At 65.8% G+C, this 15,885-nt stretch carries 20 protein-coding genes; 10 read left to right on the forward strand and 10 right to left on the reverse strand.

Annotated features, from left to right (window positions below):
* Window positions 1-38: 38 nt before the first annotated feature.
* Complete coding sequence (locus AC0J42_RS24745; protein WP_027977089.1) at window positions 39-884, forward strand: AAA family ATPase; 846 nt, start codon at window positions 39-41, stop codon at window positions 882-884.
* 10 nt (window positions 885-894) lie between these two features.
* Complete coding sequence (locus AC0J42_RS24750) at window positions 895-2,073, forward strand: vWA domain-containing protein (RefSeq protein WP_416426514.1); 1,179 nt, start codon at window positions 895-897, stop codon at window positions 2,071-2,073.
* A gap of 124 nt (window positions 2,074-2,197) precedes the next feature.
* Here the strand turns inward: AC0J42_RS24750 and AC0J42_RS24755 are convergent, their stop codons facing one another.
* Genes AC0J42_RS24755 through AC0J42_RS24765 form a run of 3 tightly spaced genes read right to left on the reverse strand, consistent with a single transcriptional unit; the run spans window position 2,198 to window position 4,037 of the window.
* On the reverse strand, window positions 2,198-2,725 hold the full coding sequence (locus tag AC0J42_RS24755; RefSeq protein WP_416426515.1) for a DUF2937 family protein: 528 nt from the start codon (window positions 2,723-2,725) through the stop codon (window positions 2,198-2,200).
* 10 nt (window positions 2,726-2,735) lie between these two features.
* The gene (locus AC0J42_RS24760; protein WP_416426516.1) at window positions 2,736-3,512 is read right to left on the reverse strand and encodes a class II glutamine amidotransferase; all 777 of its coding nucleotides are present in this window, start codon (window positions 3,510-3,512) and stop codon (window positions 2,736-2,738) included.
* Window positions 3,513-3,530: 18 nt separating this feature from the next.
* Entirely contained in the window at window positions 3,531-4,037 is a 507-nt protein-coding gene (locus AC0J42_RS24765; RefSeq protein WP_473004297.1) for an MFS transporter, read from the reverse strand.
* 120 nt (window positions 4,038-4,157) lie between these two features.
* On the opposite strand from AC0J42_RS24765, the gene AC0J42_RS24770 reads away from it, so the two are divergent.
* Together AC0J42_RS24770 and AC0J42_RS24775 are read left to right on the forward strand one after the other, a co-directional pair.
* Complete coding sequence (locus AC0J42_RS24770; protein WP_473004298.1) at window positions 4,158-6,212, forward strand: S9 family peptidase; 2,055 nt, start codon at window positions 4,158-4,160, stop codon at window positions 6,210-6,212.
* A gap of 111 nt (window positions 6,213-6,323) precedes the next feature.
* Window positions 6,324-6,794, forward strand: coding sequence for a cyclic nucleotide-binding domain-containing protein (locus AC0J42_RS24775; protein WP_416426521.1), 471 nt, complete (start codon window positions 6,324-6,326; stop codon window positions 6,792-6,794).
* A 123-nt stretch (window positions 6,795-6,917) separates the two neighbouring features.
* Here the strand turns inward: AC0J42_RS24775 and AC0J42_RS24780 are convergent, their stop codons facing one another.
* The gene (locus AC0J42_RS24780; protein ID WP_416426523.1) at window positions 6,918-7,196 is read right to left on the reverse strand and encodes a hypothetical protein; all 279 of its coding nucleotides are present in this window, start codon (window positions 7,194-7,196) and stop codon (window positions 6,918-6,920) included.
* Between the two features lie 83 nt (window positions 7,197-7,279).
* Here AC0J42_RS24780 and AC0J42_RS24785 point away from each other — a divergent pair, with 83 nt between their 5' ends.
* The 4 genes from AC0J42_RS24785 (at window position 7,280) to AC0J42_RS24800 (ending at window position 9,405) form a co-directional block, all read left to right on the forward strand.
* Window positions 7,280-7,966, forward strand: a complete 687-nt coding sequence (locus tag AC0J42_RS24785) for a spermidine synthase (protein WP_473004299.1) — start codon at window positions 7,280-7,282, stop codon at window positions 7,964-7,966.
* A 157-nt stretch (window positions 7,967-8,123) separates the two neighbouring features.
* Window positions 8,124-8,489, forward strand: a complete 366-nt coding sequence (locus AC0J42_RS24790; protein ID WP_473004300.1) for a YajD family HNH nuclease — start codon at window positions 8,124-8,126, stop codon at window positions 8,487-8,489.
* Between the two features lie 6 nt (window positions 8,490-8,495).
* Entirely contained in the window at window positions 8,496-8,966 is a 471-nt protein-coding gene (locus AC0J42_RS24795) for an RNA methyltransferase (RefSeq protein WP_027977079.1), read from the forward strand.
* A gap of 64 nt (window positions 8,967-9,030) precedes the next feature.
* Window positions 9,031-9,405, forward strand: coding sequence for a YgaP family membrane protein (locus AC0J42_RS24800; protein ID WP_416426528.1), 375 nt, complete (start codon window positions 9,031-9,033; stop codon window positions 9,403-9,405).
* 130 nt (window positions 9,406-9,535) lie between these two features.
* On the opposite strand, the gene AC0J42_RS24805 is transcribed toward AC0J42_RS24800, so the two are convergent.
* The gene (locus AC0J42_RS24805; protein ID WP_416426530.1) at window positions 9,536-9,985 is read right to left on the reverse strand and encodes a YcgN family cysteine cluster protein; all 450 of its coding nucleotides are present in this window, start codon (window positions 9,983-9,985) and stop codon (window positions 9,536-9,538) included.
* Window positions 9,986-10,164: 179 nt separating this feature from the next.
* Between AC0J42_RS24805 and AC0J42_RS24810 the strand changes: the two genes are divergently transcribed.
* Window positions 10,165-10,758 (forward strand): nitroreductase family protein, encoded by a 594-nt coding sequence (locus tag AC0J42_RS24810; RefSeq protein WP_473004302.1) that lies wholly within the window; start codon window positions 10,165-10,167, stop codon window positions 10,756-10,758.
* Between the two features lie 65 nt (window positions 10,759-10,823).
* Here AC0J42_RS24810 and AC0J42_RS24815 read toward each other — a convergent pair whose 3' ends face one another.
* The 4 genes from AC0J42_RS24815 to AC0J42_RS24830 form a co-directional block, all read right to left on the reverse strand.
* Window positions 10,824-11,756, reverse strand: a complete 933-nt coding sequence (locus AC0J42_RS24815; RefSeq protein ID WP_416426532.1) for a D-2-hydroxyacid dehydrogenase — start codon at window positions 11,754-11,756, stop codon at window positions 10,824-10,826.
* 57 nt (window positions 11,757-11,813) lie between these two features.
* Window positions 11,814-12,107, reverse strand: coding sequence for a YcgL domain-containing protein (locus tag AC0J42_RS24820; RefSeq protein ID WP_416426533.1), 294 nt, complete (start codon window positions 12,105-12,107; stop codon window positions 11,814-11,816).
* Window positions 12,104-13,237 (reverse strand): ribonuclease D, encoded by a 1,134-nt coding sequence (gene rnd, locus AC0J42_RS24825; RefSeq protein WP_473004303.1) that lies wholly within the window; start codon window positions 13,235-13,237, stop codon window positions 12,104-12,106. Before rnd ends, AC0J42_RS24820 begins: the two co-directional genes overlap by 4 nt.
* A gap of 83 nt (window positions 13,238-13,320) precedes the next feature.
* A complete protein-coding gene (locus tag AC0J42_RS24830) occupies window positions 13,321-13,971 on the reverse strand; it encodes a class I SAM-dependent methyltransferase (RefSeq protein WP_416427460.1) in 651 nt (216 codons plus the stop codon).
* A gap of 255 nt (window positions 13,972-14,226) precedes the next feature.
* Between AC0J42_RS24830 and AC0J42_RS24835 the strand changes: the two genes are divergently transcribed.
* Complete coding sequence (locus AC0J42_RS24835; RefSeq protein ID WP_416426536.1) at window positions 14,227-14,493, forward strand: hypothetical protein; 267 nt, start codon at window positions 14,227-14,229, stop codon at window positions 14,491-14,493.
* 100 nt (window positions 14,494-14,593) lie between these two features.
* On the opposite strand, the gene yiaY is transcribed toward AC0J42_RS24835, so the two are convergent.
* Window positions 14,594-15,742: an L-threonine dehydrogenase gene (gene yiaY / locus AC0J42_RS24840; RefSeq protein WP_473004304.1), complete on the reverse strand. Its 1,149-nt coding sequence runs from the start codon at window positions 15,740-15,742 to the stop codon at window positions 14,594-14,596.
* Window positions 15,743-15,885: the final 143 nt, after the last annotated feature.

A 15,885-nucleotide genomic window follows, 5' to 3' on the forward strand; every position in this document is an offset into this window, starting at 1 on the left:
CAGCCATAACAAACTCTCGGCATAGAGGACAGGCACACATGAAGTTCGAAGGCACCGCGGCATACGTCGCCACAGACGACCTGAAACTGGCGGTGAACGCGGCCATCACCCTGCAGCGCCCGCTGCTGGTGAAGGGTGAGCCGGGCACCGGCAAGACCATGCTCGCCGAGCAACTGGCCGAATCCTTCGGTGCGCGCCTGATCACCTGGCACATCAAGTCCACCACCAAGGCCCACCAGGGCTTGTACGAGTACGATGCAGTGAGCCGCCTGCGCGACTCGCAGCTGGGCGTGGACAAGGTGCACGACGTGCGCAATTACCTGAAGAAAGGCAAGCTGTGGGAGGCCTTCGAGTCCGAGGAGCGGGTGATCCTGCTGATCGACGAGATCGACAAGGCCGACATCGAGTTCCCCAACGACCTGTTGCAGGAACTCGACAAGATGGAGTTCTACGTCTACGAAATCGACGAGACCATCAAGGCCAAGCAGCGCCCGATCATCATCATTACCTCCAACAACGAGAAAGAGCTGCCGGACGCCTTCCTGCGCCGCTGTTTCTTCCATTACATCGCCTTCCCCGACCGCACCACCCTGCAGAAGATCGTCGACGTGCACTACCCCGACATCAAGAAAGAGCTGGTGAGCGAAGCCCTGGACGTGTTCTTCGACGTGCGCAAGGTGCCAGGCCTGAAAAAGAAGCCCTCCACTTCCGAGCTGGTGGATTGGCTGAAGCTGCTGATGGCCGACAACATCGGCGAAGCGGTGCTGCGCGAGCGCGACCCCACCAAGGCCATCCCGCCGCTGGCCGGCGCCCTGGTGAAGAACGAGCAGGACGTGCAACTGCTCGAGCGCCTGGCGTTCATGAGCCGACGCGGCAACCGCTGAGGGGCCTGCCATGCTGCTCAACCTGTTCAACGAGATGCGCGCCGCCAAGGTGCCGGTCTCGGTGCGTGAACTGCTGGACCTGATCAATGCCTTGCAGGCGCGGGTGACCTTCGCCGACATGGACGAGTTCTATTACCTGTCACGGGCCATCCTGGTGAAGGACGAGCGCCATTTCGACAAGTTCGACCGCGCCTTCGCCGCCTACTTCAACGGCCTGGAAAAGCTCGACGACCACCTGCAGGCGCTGATTCCCGAGGAATGGCTGCGCAAGGAATTCGAACGCAGCCTTACCGACGAGGAGCGCGCGCAGATCCAGTCCCTGGGCGGCCTCGACAAGCTGATCGAAGAGTTCAAGAAGCGCCTGGAAGAACAGAAGGAACGCCATGCCGGCGGCAACAAGTGGATCGGCACCGGCGGCACCAGCCCGTTCGGCTCCGGCGGTTTCAACCCCGAGGGCATCCGCGTCGGCGACGCCGGCAAGCGCCAGGGCAAGGCCGTGAAGGTGTGGGACCAGCGCGAGTACAAGAACCTCGACGACCAGGTGGAGCTGGGCACGCGCAACATCAAGGTGGCCCTGCGCCGCCTGCGCAAGTTCGCCCGCCAGGGCGCCGCCGAGGAGCTGGACATCGACGGCACCATCGACCACACCGCCCGCGACGCCGGCCTGTTGAACATCCAGATGCGCCCCGAGCGGCGCAACACCGTGAAGCTGCTGTTGCTGTTCGACATCGGCGGCTCCATGGACGCCCACGTGAAGATCTGCGAGGAGCTGTTCTCAGCCTGCAAGACCGAGTTCAAGCACCTGGAGTACTTCTACTTCCACAACTTCGTCTACGAGTCGGTGTGGAAGAACAACATGCGCCGCACCTCGGAACGCACCGCCACCCAGGACCTGCTGCACAAGTACGGCCCGGACTGGAAGGTGATCTTCGTCGGCGACGCGGCCATGGCGCCGTACGAAATCACCCAGCCGGGTGGCAGCGTCGAGCACTGGAACGAGGAAGCCGGGTATGTGTGGATGCAGCGCTTCATGGAGAAGTACAAGAAGCTGATCTGGATCAACCCGTATCCGAAGGACACCTGGGGTTATACGGCGTCGACCAACATCGTGCGCGAGTTGATCGAGGACCAGATGTACCCGCTGACGCTGCGCGGGTTGGAAGAAGGGATGCGTTTCCTGTCCAAATAACCTTTGCGGCAGCCGCTACAGGAACCGCGTAGCAGCTGCCGAAGGCTGCGTCCGAGGCCACCCGCAAAACCGCGGTGCCCATGACGCGGCCTGCGGCCGCTGCTACGGGAACTGCGCGTCCGGCCTAGCGCCAGTGCTCGGGCACTTCGCCCTTGTACTTGCGCACGCCGTACAGGGTCCAGGCCGGCAGCATGATCAGGCATTCCAGCACCAGCGCCAGCACGAAGGCCACGCCCACGCCCCAGCCGATGGCTTCAGGCACCAGCAGCACCTGGTAGGTGTAGCCGTTGAGGGTTTCCTGGCTGATCTGCGGGTCGGCGGCGGTCAGCACGTGCCAGTCGCGGGTCCACCAGGGGCCCTGCAGGGCCATCCATTCGCTGTCCAGCGCCTGGTGGCGGTTGATCAGCGTGCCCAGGCTCTGGCTGTCGCTCTGGAACACCGGGTCGGTGCTTTCGCGGTAGTGGGCGATCAGCGCCTGCAGGTCACCGTTGAAGAACTTGTCGGCAGTGTCCTGGAAGCCGCGCAGGCTCTGCTGCGCCTCCATCAGGTGGGCTTCCACGCGGTGGGCGTAATCGTTGATCAACCCGGGCACTTGCACGCCCAGCAGCAATCCGACGGCGAACAGCACCAGTCGCAGGTAACTTCGCAGCATGTGTGGCTTCCTAGTCGGTGGTGCCCTGGAGCACGCACTCGCCGCGGCGCCAAAGCGCCCATTGGCCAGGCTCGTAGCGGTTCCAGGTTTCGTTATCGGTCAACGGTTCGGTGGTAATCACCGACACCACGTCGTTGGGGGTGGTCTCGGCCTGGAAATCGACGGTCACGTCCACGTCCTTGAGCCGGGCCGGGCCGAACGGCGCACGCCGGGTGATATGGGCAAGTTTCGTCGAACAGAAGCAGAACAGCCAGTCGCCGTCGCTGAGCAGGCCGTTGAACACGCCCTTGGAGCGGTAGTGGGCGCAGGCCTCGACCAGGGTGGGCAGCAACTGCTCGACCTCTACCGGCTCCGGGAAGGCTTCGCGCACGCGGTTCAGCAGGTCGCAGAAGGCCGCTTCGCTGTCGGTGTCGCCCACCGGCCGGTAGAAGGTGGCCGCCGGGTTGAAATCGGCCAGCTGGCCGTTGTGGGCGAAGCACCAGTTTCGCCCCCACAGCTCGCGCACGAACGGGTGGGTGTTGGACAGGCAGACCTTGCCGACGTTGGCCTGGCGAATGTGGCCGATCACCACCTCGCTCTTGATCGGGTAGCGCTGCACCAGTTCGGCCACCTGCGATTCGCTGCTGGCGGCCGGGTCCTGGAACAGCCGCAGGCCACGGCCCTCGTAGAAGGCAATGCCCCAGCCGTCGCGGTGCGGGCCGGTGCGGCCGCCGCGCTGCATCAGCCCGGTGAAGCTGAAGACAATATCGGTCGGCACGTTGGCACTCATGCCCAGCAATTCACACATGGCGGCTCTCTTGATGGCTTACAGGCGCGGCTCGACCCGCATGCGCCCGGCCGGGCTCGGTGGCGTCGGGGTTGGCGGCGTGCGGCCATAGCGGTCGCCGGCACCGAACGGCTCGTCCGGCTCGTCGCGGCGCTGGGCGTCGGCCTTGGCCAGCGCTTCGTCGCGGGCCGCCTGTTCAGCGCGGCGCGCGCGGCTGCTGCGCTCGATGGGCCAGCGGATCAGGGCGTAGATCACGTACAGCACCAGGGCGATCAGGCTGTACATGGCCAGGTCGGACATGGCCGGCAGCGCGTGCCCGGCGTCCTTGAACAGGATGTCCAGGGCCGTCATGGCCACGGCCGGGGCGAACATGCCCTTGCCGGGGTCGACGATGGTGGGGGTGAACAGCAGCACTGCCATCACGATGCGCAGTGGCTGGCGCAGCCAGCGCCAGATCCAGGTGGTCAGGCGCAGCCATACCATCAGGCAACCGAAGGCGGCGAAGGCGTAGATACCCCAGGCGAGGAAATAGTCGTTCTCGGTCATGGTGTCCGTGGCAAGGCAGGCAAATAGGCGCTTATGATAACGACTTTTCGCCGTGCAGGCGCCCCCCATGCCAAAAGGCCCGCCGGGCGCCGCCAAAACCTACTGCAAAGTGAGCCGCCCATGCCCCCATCAGCCACCGCCCCACGCGCCCCGATCGCCCGCAAGGCCGACGGCGCCGACCCGTACGCCTGGCTGCAGGAACGCGACAGCGACGAGGTACTGGATTACCTGAAGGCCGAAAACGCCTACCAGGAAGCACAACTGGCCGACCAGGCCGAGCTGCGCGAACAGCTGTTCGAGGAAATAAAGGGCCGCATCCGCGAGACCGACCTGTCCCTGGCCTCGCCCTGGGGCCCGTACCTGTACTACACCCGCACCACCGCCGGCGACGAATACGCCCGGCATTACCGCTGCCCGCGCCCGGCCGACGACAGCCCCACCGTGGATGAAAGCCGCGAAGAACTGCTGCTGGACCCCAACGCCCTGGCGGCCGGCGGCTTCCTGTCCCTGGGCGCGTTCAGCGTCAGCCCTGACCACCGCCTGCTGGCCTACAGCCTGGATACCAGCGGCGACGAGATCTACCGCCTGTACGTGAAGGACCTGACCAACGGTAGCGTCAGCGAACTGCCCTTCGACGACTGCGACGGCAGCATGACCTGGGCCAATGACAGCCAGACCCTGTTCTTCGGCGAGCTGGACGACACCCATCGCCCGCACAAACTGTACCGGCACCGCCTGGGCAGCGACGCCTGCGAGCTGGTGTTCGAGGAAACCGACGGCCGGTTCTTCCTGCACTGCTACCGCGCCAGCTCCGAGCGCCAGCTGATCCTGCTGCTGAACAGCAAGACCACCAGCGAAGCCTGGGTGCTGGACGCCAACCACCCCGAACAGGCCTTCCAGTGCCTGGCGCCACGGGTGGAAGACCACGAGTACTACCCCGACCACGGCCAGCTCGACGGCCAGTGGACCTGGTTCATCCGCAGCAACCAGGACGGCATCAACTTCGCCCTGCTGCAGGCCCCGGACGACGGCCAGGTGCCGACCCGCGAGCGCTGGCAGCCGCTGATCGGCCACCGCGACGACGTGATGCTCGAGGGCGTGACCCTCAACGCCCACGCTTTCACCCTGAGCCTGCGCGAGGGCGGCCTGCCGATCATCGAGGTGCACCCACAGGGCCTGGCGAGCTATCGCGTGCAGTTGCCGGACGCGGCCTACAGCCTGCACGTGTCCGACAGCCTGGAGTTCGTCAGCGCGCGCATCCGCCTGCGCTACGAGGCGCTGAACCGCCCGGCCCAGGTGCGCCAGTTGATCCTGGCCACGGGTGAGCAGCAAGTGCTGAAGGAGACCCCGGTGCTGGGCCCGTTCGACGCCGATGCCTACGTCAGCCAGCGCCTGTGGGCCACCGCCAGCGACGGCACGCGCATTCCCATCAGCCTGGTGGCCCGCCGTGACACCCTGGGCCAGCCCACGCCGTTGTACCTGTACGGCTACGGCGCCTATGGCGAAAGCCTCGACCCGTGGTTCTCCCACGCGCGCCTGAGCCTGCTGGACCGTGGCGTGGCCTTCGCCATCGCCCACGTGCGCGGCGGCGGCGAGCTGGGCGAGGCCTGGTACCGCGCCGGCAAACAGGAACACAAGGGCAACACCTTCAGCGACTTCATCGCCTGCGCCGAGCACCTGATCGCCCAGGGCCTGACCAGCAGCAACCAGCTGGCCATCAGCGGCGGCAGCGCCGGCGGCCTGTTGATTGGCGCGGTGCTGAACCAGCGCCCGGAGCTGTTCAAGGCGGCCATCGCCGAGGTGCCGTTCGTCGACGTGCTCAACACCATGCTCGACCCCGACCTGCCGCTGACCGTCACCGAGTACGACGAATGGGGCAACCCAGAAGAACCGGAGGTGTACGCGCGCATCAAGGGCTACGCGCCCTACGAGAACGTCAGCGCCCAGACCTACCCCGCCACCCTGGTGGTGGCCGGCTACAACGACAGCCGCGTGCAGTACTGGGAAGCGGCCAAGTGGGTAGCACGCCTGCGGGCTACCCGCACCGACGACAACCTGCTGCTGCTCAAGACCGAGCTGGGCGCCGGCCACGGCGGCATGAGCGGCCGCTACCAGGGCCTGCGTGACGTGGCGCTGGAATACGGGTTCGTGTTCAAGGTGCTGGGCCTGGCCTGAACGGGAACTTTGCCTTGCCCTGATGTCTGAGTGACATCTTTCACATGCCAGCCGGTTCCTGCCGCCTACACTGGGAGGCAGGAACCGTGCGTATAACAAGACCGTGATGCCATGCCAGATCCGACCTACCTGAATAACGAAATCCGCGACATGCTGATGGACTGCGGGCTGTTCAATACCCTGCTGCCGGCCGACTGTGCCGCCGCGGCAGGCTATTTCATCATCACCAGCATCCAGCAGGGCGAGGAGATTTTCCACGAGGGCGACGCCGGCACCTTCATGTGCATCATTCACCGCGGCCTGGTGACGGTGCAGAAGACCGGCAACGGCGACCGGCCGGTGCCCGTGGCCACCTTGCGCAAGGGCGCCTTCGGCGAGATGGCGGTGCTCGACGGCGAGCGCCGCTCGGCCACCTGCGTGGCGGCCAGCGACTGCGTGCTGCTGAACCTGGGCAAGGACTCGCTGGAGAAGATGCTCAACGACTCGCCGAAAGTCGCCGCCAAGATCATTCGGGCCCTGGCGGTGGCGATGTCCAAGCGCTTGCGCATGGCGGATGGGCAATTGTTGTCGCAGAACCCTTGACACGCTTGGCTACGTAGCCGCTGCCGCAGGCTGCGCTGGCCGGTGTGAACCCTGGGAATCTCCAGCGAGGCACAGGGCCAGCGCAGCCTGGCGGCAGCGGCTACGCAGGTGATGGGCCCGGAGTTATGGCGACGGCGGCTTGTTCGGCGATTCCATCGTTGGCAACGGCGCGTCCTTGGGCGGGCCCGGCAGCTCGATCGGCGGCAGCAACGGCGCGGTGCCGTTGCCGCCACCGGCCTTGGGCGTGATCGGCGTGCTGACCTGCGGGTAAGGGGTGGGCGTGGGCGTGCCCGGGGCACCGCTGCTGGGGGTGAGCACGTTGCTTTGCACGTCTTCCAACGCCTGGGCGCTGCCAATTCCCAGCGCAAGGGCGGCAATGCCCGATACAATAAGCGACTTCATCGATGGCGCCCTGCCTGTGGCTTGTCATGCCGCCAAGGCTACTCCCTGGCGCGCCCGCTGTCCCCTCCCCCTGCGAGATCCCCATGAAACGTTTTGTACTGCTGGACACCACGCCGATCCCTGACAACGGCGGCGCCCTGTGCCTGTTCGAGTACGGCGAGGATTTCGTCATCAAGATCCAGGGCGGCGACGGCGGCCAATTGATGAACACACGCATGCACGGTTCCGAAGACGCCCTGGCCGAGATCCCCTGCCGCAAGGTGGCCGGGCGGCCGAACTCGCGGGTGCTGATCGGCGGCCTGGGCATGGGCTTCACCCTGGCCTCGGCGCTCAAGCACCTGGGCAAGACTGCCGAGGTGGTGGTGGCCGAACTGGTGCCCGGCGTGGTGGAGTGGAACCATGGCCCGCTGGGCGAAAAGGCCGGCATGCCGGTGCTGGACCCACGCACCACTATTGTCCAGGAAGACGTGGCCAAGGTGCTGCAGGCCGAGCCCCAGGGCTTCGACGCGATCATGCTCGACGTCGACAACGGCCCTGAGGGGCTGACCCAGAAGGCCAATTCCTGGCTCTACTCCATTGGCGGCCTGGCCGCCTGCGCCAAGGCGCTGCGGCCCAAGGGCATCCTGGCGGTGTGGTCGGCCAGCGCCGACCGCCAGTTCAGCGAGCGCCTGCGCAAGGCCGGCTTCAAGGCCGAAGAGGTGCAGGTGTTCGCCCACGGCAACAAGGGCACCCGCCACACCATCTGGATCTGCGAAAAGCTGAAGGGCTGAAGCGCCGTAGCCGCTGCCGCCAGGCTGCGCTGGCCCGGTGGTTCACTGAAGATCTTCAGGGCTCACACCGGCCAGCGCAGCCTACGGCAGCGGCTACGCGGGACTGGTTTTCGCGGTAGAATGCGGGCTGACCGTCATTATTTCCTGAGGTGAACCCATGAGTTCGTCCACGCCCCATACCGCCAAGCTCGACCGCATCCTGGCCGACGCCCAGCGCGAGCGCGAAAGCGGCTACCGCGACAAGGCCCTGAAGATGTACCCGCACGTGTGCGGCCGTTGCGCCCGCGAGTTTGCCGGCAAGCGCCTGAGCGAACTGACCGTGCACCACCGTGACCACAACCACGACAACAACCCCCAGGACGGTTCCAACTGGGAACTGCTGTGCCTGTACTGCCACGACAACGAACACGCCCGCTACACCGACCAGCAGTACTTCGGCGACGGCTCCCTGAGCACCCCGACCATTGCCAAGGCCACCCACAACCCCTTCGCGGCCCTGGCCGGGATGCTGAAGAAGGATTGACCCGGCGTGGCCAACAAGCGTTACAGCTGCATCGGTCTGTTCAACCCCAAATCCCCTGAAAACGTCGGCTCGGTGATGCGAGCCGCCGGCTGCTATGGCGTCAATTCGGTGTTCTACACCGGCAAGCGCTATGAGCGCGCACGGGATTTCGTCACCGACACCAAGCGCATCCACTACGACATTCCGCTGATCGGCATCGACGACCTGCAGAAGATCATCCCCCTGGGCTGCACGCCGGTGGCGGTGGAACTGGTGGAAGGCGCGCGGCCGTTGCCCGAGTACACCCACCCGGACCGCGCCATCTACATCTTCGGCCCTGAAGACGGCTCCCTGGACCAGAGCGTGCGCGACTGGTGCGAGGACACCATCTACATTCCCACCGAAGGCTGCATGAACCTGGCGGCGACGGTCAACGTGGTGCTCTACGACCGCATGGCCAAGGGCCTGAACACCCGCTCGGGGCCAAAATTCAAGTAAGCCGAGGGAACAGCGGCGGGCCGTGCCGGTCTGCTACTGAACAGCGCCCATCAGGAGAAGCATCATGAGCGACAACCAGCACCTGGAAGTCTTCGACACCATCGCCCGCCCTACCCCGTCCGCCGAGCACAACGTGCATGGCTGGGAACGTGCAGGGTCGGTGGCTACCGGCATCGTCATGGTGGGCAAGGGGCTGCGCCGCGGCGGGCTGTTCGGCCTGATCCAGGTGGCCATCGGCGGCGTGGCCCTGGCCCGCGGCCTCACCGGCCACAGCGCCACCAAGGCGCTGATCGAGCACAGCCGCCAGGAGTTCGATGGCGTGCGCGCGAAGATCGAACGGGCCGGGGAAGAGTTGAGCAAGCTGCAGGAAAACGCGGTGAAGGCCACCAAGACTGCGACCATCACCGGCGACACCGAACTCAAGTCTCCGAAGGCCTGACACCCACCTCGCTGGGGATTTTCCGTGCAGGTGATGGCCAGCGCAGCCTTCGGCAGCGGCTACGGGTGGTGTAGCCGCTGCCGCAGGCTGCGCTGGCCGTCATGAACACCACGAATGCCCAGCGTACACGTCAGCCGGCGCGGAAGATCAGGTAGTCTTCCCAGTCATCCTCGTCCACGTCCTTCTCGCTGATCATCCGGCCGGACTGCGAGATATGCTTCTTGTGCACCTTCTTGCGGTCGCCGCTGACCAGATGGTGCCAGTTGGGCAGGTCCTTGCCTTCGCTGACCAGGCGGTAGCCGCAGGTCGGCGGCAGCCATTTGAATTCGTCCGCCTGCCCCGGCGTCAGCTGGATGCAGTCCGGCACCTTGGCCTTGCGGTTGGGGTAGTCGGTGCACTGGCAGGTCTTGAGGTCCAGCAACTGGCAGGCGATGCGCGTGTAGTAGACGCTGTTGTCTTCCTCGTCCTCGAGCTTCTGCAGGCAGCACAGGCCACAGCCGTCGCACAGCGACTCCCATTCAACCGGGTTGAGCTGGTCGAGGGTCTTGGTCAGCCAGAAGCGATCGACGTTTGCGGGCATGGAGCGGTTTTCCTGTCTCTGAATTCATTTCCACCGGCAGCCGATGGAAAACGCCGCCAGTCTAGTGCCGCGCGGGCCCCAGGCCAAGCGCGGACGACATCCGGTCAACACTTCACTTGTCAGCCGGGCCCGTGGCGCAGTAGTTTCGCTGTTTTCCGCACACTTCACAGGAAGCGTCCATGAGTGCCAACCCCCGTATTGCCGAGCTCGGCATCAACGAGCAGTTTATCAACCGCTGGTCACCGCGCGCCTTCAGCGACGAGACCATCTCCGAGGAAACCCTGCTCAGCTTCCTCGAAGCTGCACGTTGGGCGCCGTCGGCCTACAACTCGCAGCCATGGCGCTTCCTGTACGCGCGCCGCGGCACGCCGAACTGGGAACGCTACCTGGGCCTGTTGAACGAGTTCAACCGCAGCTGGGCGCAGCACGCCTCGGCGCTGGTGGTCATCATCTCGAAGACCACCTTCACCGCCCCGGGCGCCAGCGAGGAAACCCCGGCGCTGTGGCACACCTTCGACACCGGTTCGGCCTGGGGCCACCTGGCGCTGCAGGCCAGCCTGAGCGGCTGGCACACTCACGGCATGGCCGGTTTTGACAAGGAACTGACCCGCAAGGAACTGAAAGTACCGGAAGGCTACGAGCTGCATGCGGCCATTGCCATCGGCAAGCTGGGCGACAAGGCCAGCCTGGCCGAGCACCTGCAAGCCCGTGAAACCCCAAGCCCGCGCCGCCCGCTGAGCGAGCTGGCCGCTGAAGGTGACTTCACCCTTTAAGCAGTGTGAAGCGGACGCGGCCTGGCGGCCTGTAGCAGCGGCCGCCAGGCCGCGTCCGCAGCCACTCAATACCCGCGGGTGAAGTCCACCTCACCACGCAACGGCTGCTTGCCGTTGTACGCCGCCAGGTTCTCGACAAACAACCGCACCATCGCCTGCGGCGAAGTGGGCGCCGAGCTGTGCCCGGTCAGCAACAGGCCCCAGGCCGTCCAGAACGGATGACGCTGCGGCAGCGGCTCCTGCCGGCACACATCGATCACTGCACCGGCCAGGTGCCCCTGTTTCAACGCCTCCACCAGGTCGGCATCGACCACCGCCACGCCGCGCCCGGCGTTGATGAACAACGCCTCGGGGTTGAAGCGTGCGAACAGCGCCGCGTCATAGATATCCTGGGTAGCCGGGGTGTCGGGCAGCAGGTTGAGCACGTAGTCCACCTGCCCCACCTTCTCGCCCAGCGCCTCCATGCCCAGCACTTCGACGAACGGTGCCTGCTGCCGCGGGCTGCTGGCGATGCCATACAGGGTCACGCCAAACGGCCGCAGGAACTCGGCCACGCGCTGGCCGATGTCACCGGCGCCAACGATCAGCACCCGCCGGCCTTCCAGGCTGTGGCCAGGGCGTGGGTCCCACTTGCGCTCGACCTGGCTGACCAGTCGCGCCATGACCTCGCGCTCGTGGCCCAGCATGTAGGTCAGCATGTACTCGGCCATCACCTGGCCAAAGATGCCCACCGCGCGGGTCAGGCGGTAATGGCGTGGCAGCCCGTGCATCAGCAGCGGCGTAATGCCCGCCCAAGTCGACTGCAGCCACTGGGGCTTGTGCCCCTGGCGCAACAGCGTGGCCAGCAGGTCGGGCTGGCCCAGCCACACCGGGCAATCGGCAGCCAGCTTCGACAGTTCGGCGGAGTCGCCGCTGGTCAGCACGTCCAGCTCGGGCGCCGCTTCACGCAACAACCGTGCGTAAAGGGCATGATCCTGTTCGGCAATCAGAACACGCATGCTAGTAAAACCCTTGAAAACCCCACCTGCGCCAGGCGCGACTGCGGGGTGTAGCGGTCAGACCGGATCGTTGCGACGCAACAGCTCTTCGGGCAGGTGCTCGATGTATTCCTCTTCGGGCGGCGGCATCTGCAGGTGGTAACCCTGGCTGTCGAGGTTGGCCAGCACCTGGGTGATGTCCTCGCGGGCCAGGGCGCGCTCGGGGCTCAGCACCAGGTCGAAGGCGTGCACGGGCTTGCCGAACACGGTCAGCAGGCCCTCGGGCACGCGGGCCAGGGCGTCGCTCTTGAGCACGTAGAGGTACATCTCGTTCTTGCGCGGGCTTTTGTAGATGGAGCAAATGCGTTTCATGGTGTCTCTCCTGCGCTGGCCAGGGCCTGGAGCAGGGCCGGGCCCATGAGCTCGCGACGCCAGCCGCGCAGTGTGTCGGGCAATTGATAGGGACCGTTGGGGTAGCCGCTCTTGAGCAGCGCTTCCAGGGTCTTCTTGCGCAGCATTACCTCGGGGGCAATGCCCAGGCGCTCGCCTTCGGCCTGGCCGATGGCACGCAGCTGCTTGAGGATGCCGGCGGCTTCCAGCGGCAGAGGCTCGGGCAGGGCCGGCGGCCACTGGTCGGGCGGCACGCTGCCGGCGTCCTTGATCAGCTTGAGCAGGAACTCGCCGTCCTGGCGCACGGTGCGCGGGTGCATGTCCTCGATCTTGGCCAGGGCTGCCAGGTTATCCGGCTGGGTGCGGGCCAGGGGCCACAGGGAATGCTCGCGCACGATGCGGTTGCGCGGCAGGTCGCGGGCGCGGGCCTCGCGCTCGCGCCAGGCGCACAGCTCGCGCAGCACGGCCAGCTGCTGGCGCGACAGCTTCCAGGCCAGCTTGGCCTCGCGGTAAACCTCGTAGGGGTCCACTTCGCGGCGCAGCTGGGCGACCAGCTCGCCGCCGTCTTCCAGCACCCAGGCGTACTTGTCGTCGGACAGCTGCGGGCGCAGCTTTTCGTAGACCTCGGCCAGGTGCACCGCGTCTTCGGCGGCGTAGCTCACCTGGGTCTCGGACAGCGGGCGCTGCAGCCAGTCGGAGCGGGTCTCGCCCTTGGGCAGCTCGATGTCGAGCACCGCCTGCACCAGGCGCGAGTAGCCCATGGAGAAGCCCAGGTTCAGGTAGGCGGCGGCCAGTTGCGTGTCGAACAGGGGCGCGGGCAGGCTGCCGGTCAGGCGCAGCAGCACCTCCAGGTCTTCACTGCAGGCGTGCACCACCTTGATCACGTCGGGGTTTTCCAGCAGCTGGGCCAGGGGCTGCCACTGGGTGATGGTCAATGGGTCGATCAGCCACGCGCACGCGCCATCGCCGATCTGGATCAAGCCGGCTATCGGGTAAAAGGTGTCGACCCGCATGAACTCGGTGTCGAGTGCAACGTACGGCAGACGCTGCCACTCGGCGCATTGCCGGGCCAGGCTGTCGTCGTCGCGAATCCAGTGAATATCGATGGCCACAAGGCTCTCCCCTGAAGAATGGCGCGCAGTATATATCGACCCCGACGTTTACTGGGCATTCCATCGATGCAGGAAGCGACCTTTCAACCCTTGCGCAGCACGTAGGTGCGCCACATGGCGATGCCGGGGATCAGGTCATGATGGGCCACTATCTCGAAACCTGCCTGGCGAAACTCGTGCTCGATCTGCGCCCGCGCCACCACGAAGCGGTGCTGGCGCGCCGGCCCCGCACGCCGCTGCTCCATGCGCCGGCGCCGCCAGGCACGGTAGTTGCCGTCCACCCACAGGGAGATGATCACCGTGTCGCGGCTGACCCGGTGGAACTCGCGCAGGATGCCCAGGCGCTGCTCGTTGTCCGACACGCGGTGGAACAGGCCCATGCAGAAGATGCAATCGACGGCGTTGCTGCCCAGGGTGATGGCGTCCACCGACGCCTCGAGCGGCGTGATGCGCGCCGCCAGCGCCGGGTCGAAGGCGCCCATGGCGCGCCCCAGGCCTTCGGCGTTGTGGCCGCCCGCCAGGATCACGCGGTTGGCGTGCTCGGTCAGCACCGGCCAGAACCGCCCACCGCCGCACGGCAGGTCCAGCACCAGCCCCGGCTCGCCCGCCGAATGCAGCGAATGGCGCACCAGCTGCGCCTCGCGCCAGTACGCCAGGCGCGCGCCCAGGCTGGCAGGCGCGGGGCGGCCCAGGGCCAGGGAGAGGTCGCGCTCAGCAGGGGTCGAGGGTGGCAAAGGCATGAAGCGCAACTTCCCGAAGGGATAAGGTAGGCCTGTACGTTAAGGGTGGACCAGTTAAAGTCCGGTCAACCCATTGTGAAAAAAATGTCACGAAATGAAGGTCTGTCGATTGCTTCAGTGCTTCGCGACTGCCTGCGTCGTTGTAGTGTTTTTGAAACACCTGGCCCCCTGCCGGGGTCGTACCTGTGAATCGAGGCTATTCTCTAGAAGTCTCAACCTAGGCCCACTACCCCTGCGGAGATGACGAACATGCCGGTCAAACACAATCTGTTCGAGGACTTGAAACTTACACGCGAAGAGGTCGAAACCCGCAGGAAAGGCGATGACAGGCTCAGCAAGCTGCTGGACGACTACCACGCCATCGATGCAGACGTGCTGAAGGCCGAATCCGCCGCCGCGCCGGACGACGATGTGAAGAAGCTCAAGGAAAAACGCCTGCTGGCCAAGGACCGCATCGTCCAGCAGCTGGAATACCCCGGCACCCAGGGCGCCGGCAACGGCTTCGACAAAGCCTGACTTCCCCTCCCCCGTAGCAGCGGCCCCAGGCCGCGTCCGAGCCACCACGGTGCCCGGGACGCGGCCTGGGGCCGCTGCTACGTAGAACGGTGCCTTCCTCTTACATCGCCGTGCGGAAAATCTCCTCGATCTCACCTTGGCTCGCCGTGCGCGGGTTGGTGAAGCCGCACGCGTCTTTCATGGCGTTGGCCGCCAGGGTGGGGATGTCGTCGGCCTTGGCACCAAGCTCGGCCAGGCCACGGGGGATGCCGATGTCGGCCGACAGTTGGCGAATGGCGGCGATGGCGGCGGCCGCACCCTTTTCGTTGTCCAGCCGCTGGGTGTCGACGCCCATGGCGGTGGCCACGTCCTTCAGGCGGCCGGGGCACACGCTGGCGTTGAAGCTTTCCACGTGGGGCAGCAGCACCGCGTTGCAGACGCCGTGGGGCAGGTCGTAGAAGCCACCCAACTGGTGGGCCATGGCGTGCACGTAGCCCAGGGAGGCGTTGTTGAACGCCATGCCGGCCAGGAATTGGGCGTAGGCCATGTTCTCCCGCGCGGTCATGTCCTCGCCCTGGGCCACGGCGGTGCGCAGGTTGGCGGAAATCAGCTCCACCGCCTTCAGGGCGCAGGCGTCGGTGATCGGCGTGGCGGCGGTGGACACGTACGCTTCCACAGCATGAGTCAGCGCGTCCATGCCGGTGGCAGCGGTCAGGCCCTTGGGCATCTTGGCCATCAGCGCCGGGTCGTTCACCGACAGCAGCGGCGTAACGTTGCGGTCGACGATGGCCATTTTCACGTGGCGTGCTTCGTCGGTGATGATGCAGAACCGGGTCATCTCGCTGGCGGTGCCGGCCGTGGTATTGATGGCGATCAGCGGCAACTGCGGCTTGGCCGACTGGTCCACGCCTTCGTATTCGCTGATGTGGCCGCCATTGCTGGCGCACAGGGCAATGCCCTTGGCGCAGTCGTGAGGCGAGCCACCGCCCAGGGAAATGATGAAATCGCTGCGCGACTGCTTCAGCGCGGCCAGGCCTTTCTCGACATTGCCCACGGTAGGGTTGGGCTGCGCGCCGTCGAAGACGGTGGCGTTGATGTCCTGCTCGGCCAGCAAGGCGGCCACTTTTGCAGCCACCCCGGCCTTGGCCAGGCCAGCGTCGGTGACGATCAGGGCGTTGCGGAAACCATACTTGCGAATGGCCACCACCGCCTCGTCGAGGCTGCCGATACCCATCATGTTCACGGAGGGAATGAAGAAGGTGCTGCTCATGATTGATCCTCTTTTATTGTGGTTGGCCCAGGGCCGGGCCGAGGTTGCGGTTCATCAGGCGAGCTGTGTGCGAGGTCAATGCTAGGCGCGGGGCGGCGGGGGAAGAATGGTGCTTTGGGGGGGATGGAGGGGGTGCTTTGGTA

It is taken from the genome of Pseudomonas sp. Tav-5-1A, assembly GCF_055755055.1.

Coding starts and splice junctions, on each gene's coding strand:
- AC0J42_RS24770 (WP_473004298.1), top strand. CDS start 4,158: ATGCCCCCATCAGCCACCGCCCCACGCGCCCCGATCGCCCGCAAGGCC.
- AC0J42_RS24750 (WP_416426514.1), top strand. CDS start 895: ATGCTGCTCAACCTGTTCAACGAGATGCGCGCCGCCAAGGTGCCGGTC.
- AC0J42_RS24745 (WP_027977089.1), top strand. CDS start 39: ATGAAGTTCGAAGGCACCGCGGCATACGTCGCCACAGACGACCTGAAA.
- AC0J42_RS24765 (WP_473004297.1), bottom strand. CDS start 4,037: ATGACCGAGAACGACTATTTCCTCGCCTGGGGTATCTACGCCTTCGCC.
- AC0J42_RS24805 (WP_416426530.1), bottom strand. CDS start 9,985: ATGCCCGCAAACGTCGATCGCTTCTGGCTGACCAAGACCCTCGACCAG.
- AC0J42_RS24780 (WP_416426523.1), bottom strand. CDS start 7,196: ATGAAGTCGCTTATTGTATCGGGCATTGCCGCCCTTGCGCTGGGAATT.
- AC0J42_RS24755 (WP_416426515.1), bottom strand. CDS start 2,725: ATGCTGCGAAGTTACCTGCGACTGGTGCTGTTCGCCGTCGGATTGCTG.
- AC0J42_RS24785 (WP_473004299.1), top strand. CDS start 7,280: ATGAAACGTTTTGTACTGCTGGACACCACGCCGATCCCTGACAACGGC.
- AC0J42_RS24790 (WP_473004300.1), top strand. CDS start 8,124: ATGAGTTCGTCCACGCCCCATACCGCCAAGCTCGACCGCATCCTGGCC.
- AC0J42_RS24760 (WP_416426516.1), bottom strand. CDS start 3,512: ATGTGTGAATTGCTGGGCATGAGTGCCAACGTGCCGACCGATATTGTC.
- AC0J42_RS24810 (WP_473004302.1), top strand. CDS start 10,165: ATGAGTGCCAACCCCCGTATTGCCGAGCTCGGCATCAACGAGCAGTTT.
- AC0J42_RS24775 (WP_416426521.1), top strand. CDS start 6,324: ATGCCAGATCCGACCTACCTGAATAACGAAATCCGCGACATGCTGATG.
- AC0J42_RS24820 (WP_416426533.1), bottom strand. CDS start 12,107: ATGAAACGCATTTGCTCCATCTACAAAAGCCCGCGCAAGAACGAGATG.
- AC0J42_RS24835 (WP_416426536.1), top strand. CDS start 14,227: ATGCCGGTCAAACACAATCTGTTCGAGGACTTGAAACTTACACGCGAA.
- AC0J42_RS24800 (WP_416426528.1), top strand. CDS start 9,031: ATGAGCGACAACCAGCACCTGGAAGTCTTCGACACCATCGCCCGCCCT.
- yiaY (WP_473004304.1), bottom strand. CDS start 15,742: ATGAGCAGCACCTTCTTCATTCCCTCCGTGAACATGATGGGTATCGGC.
- AC0J42_RS24815 (WP_416426532.1), bottom strand. CDS start 11,756: ATGCGTGTTCTGATTGCCGAACAGGATCATGCCCTTTACGCACGGTTG.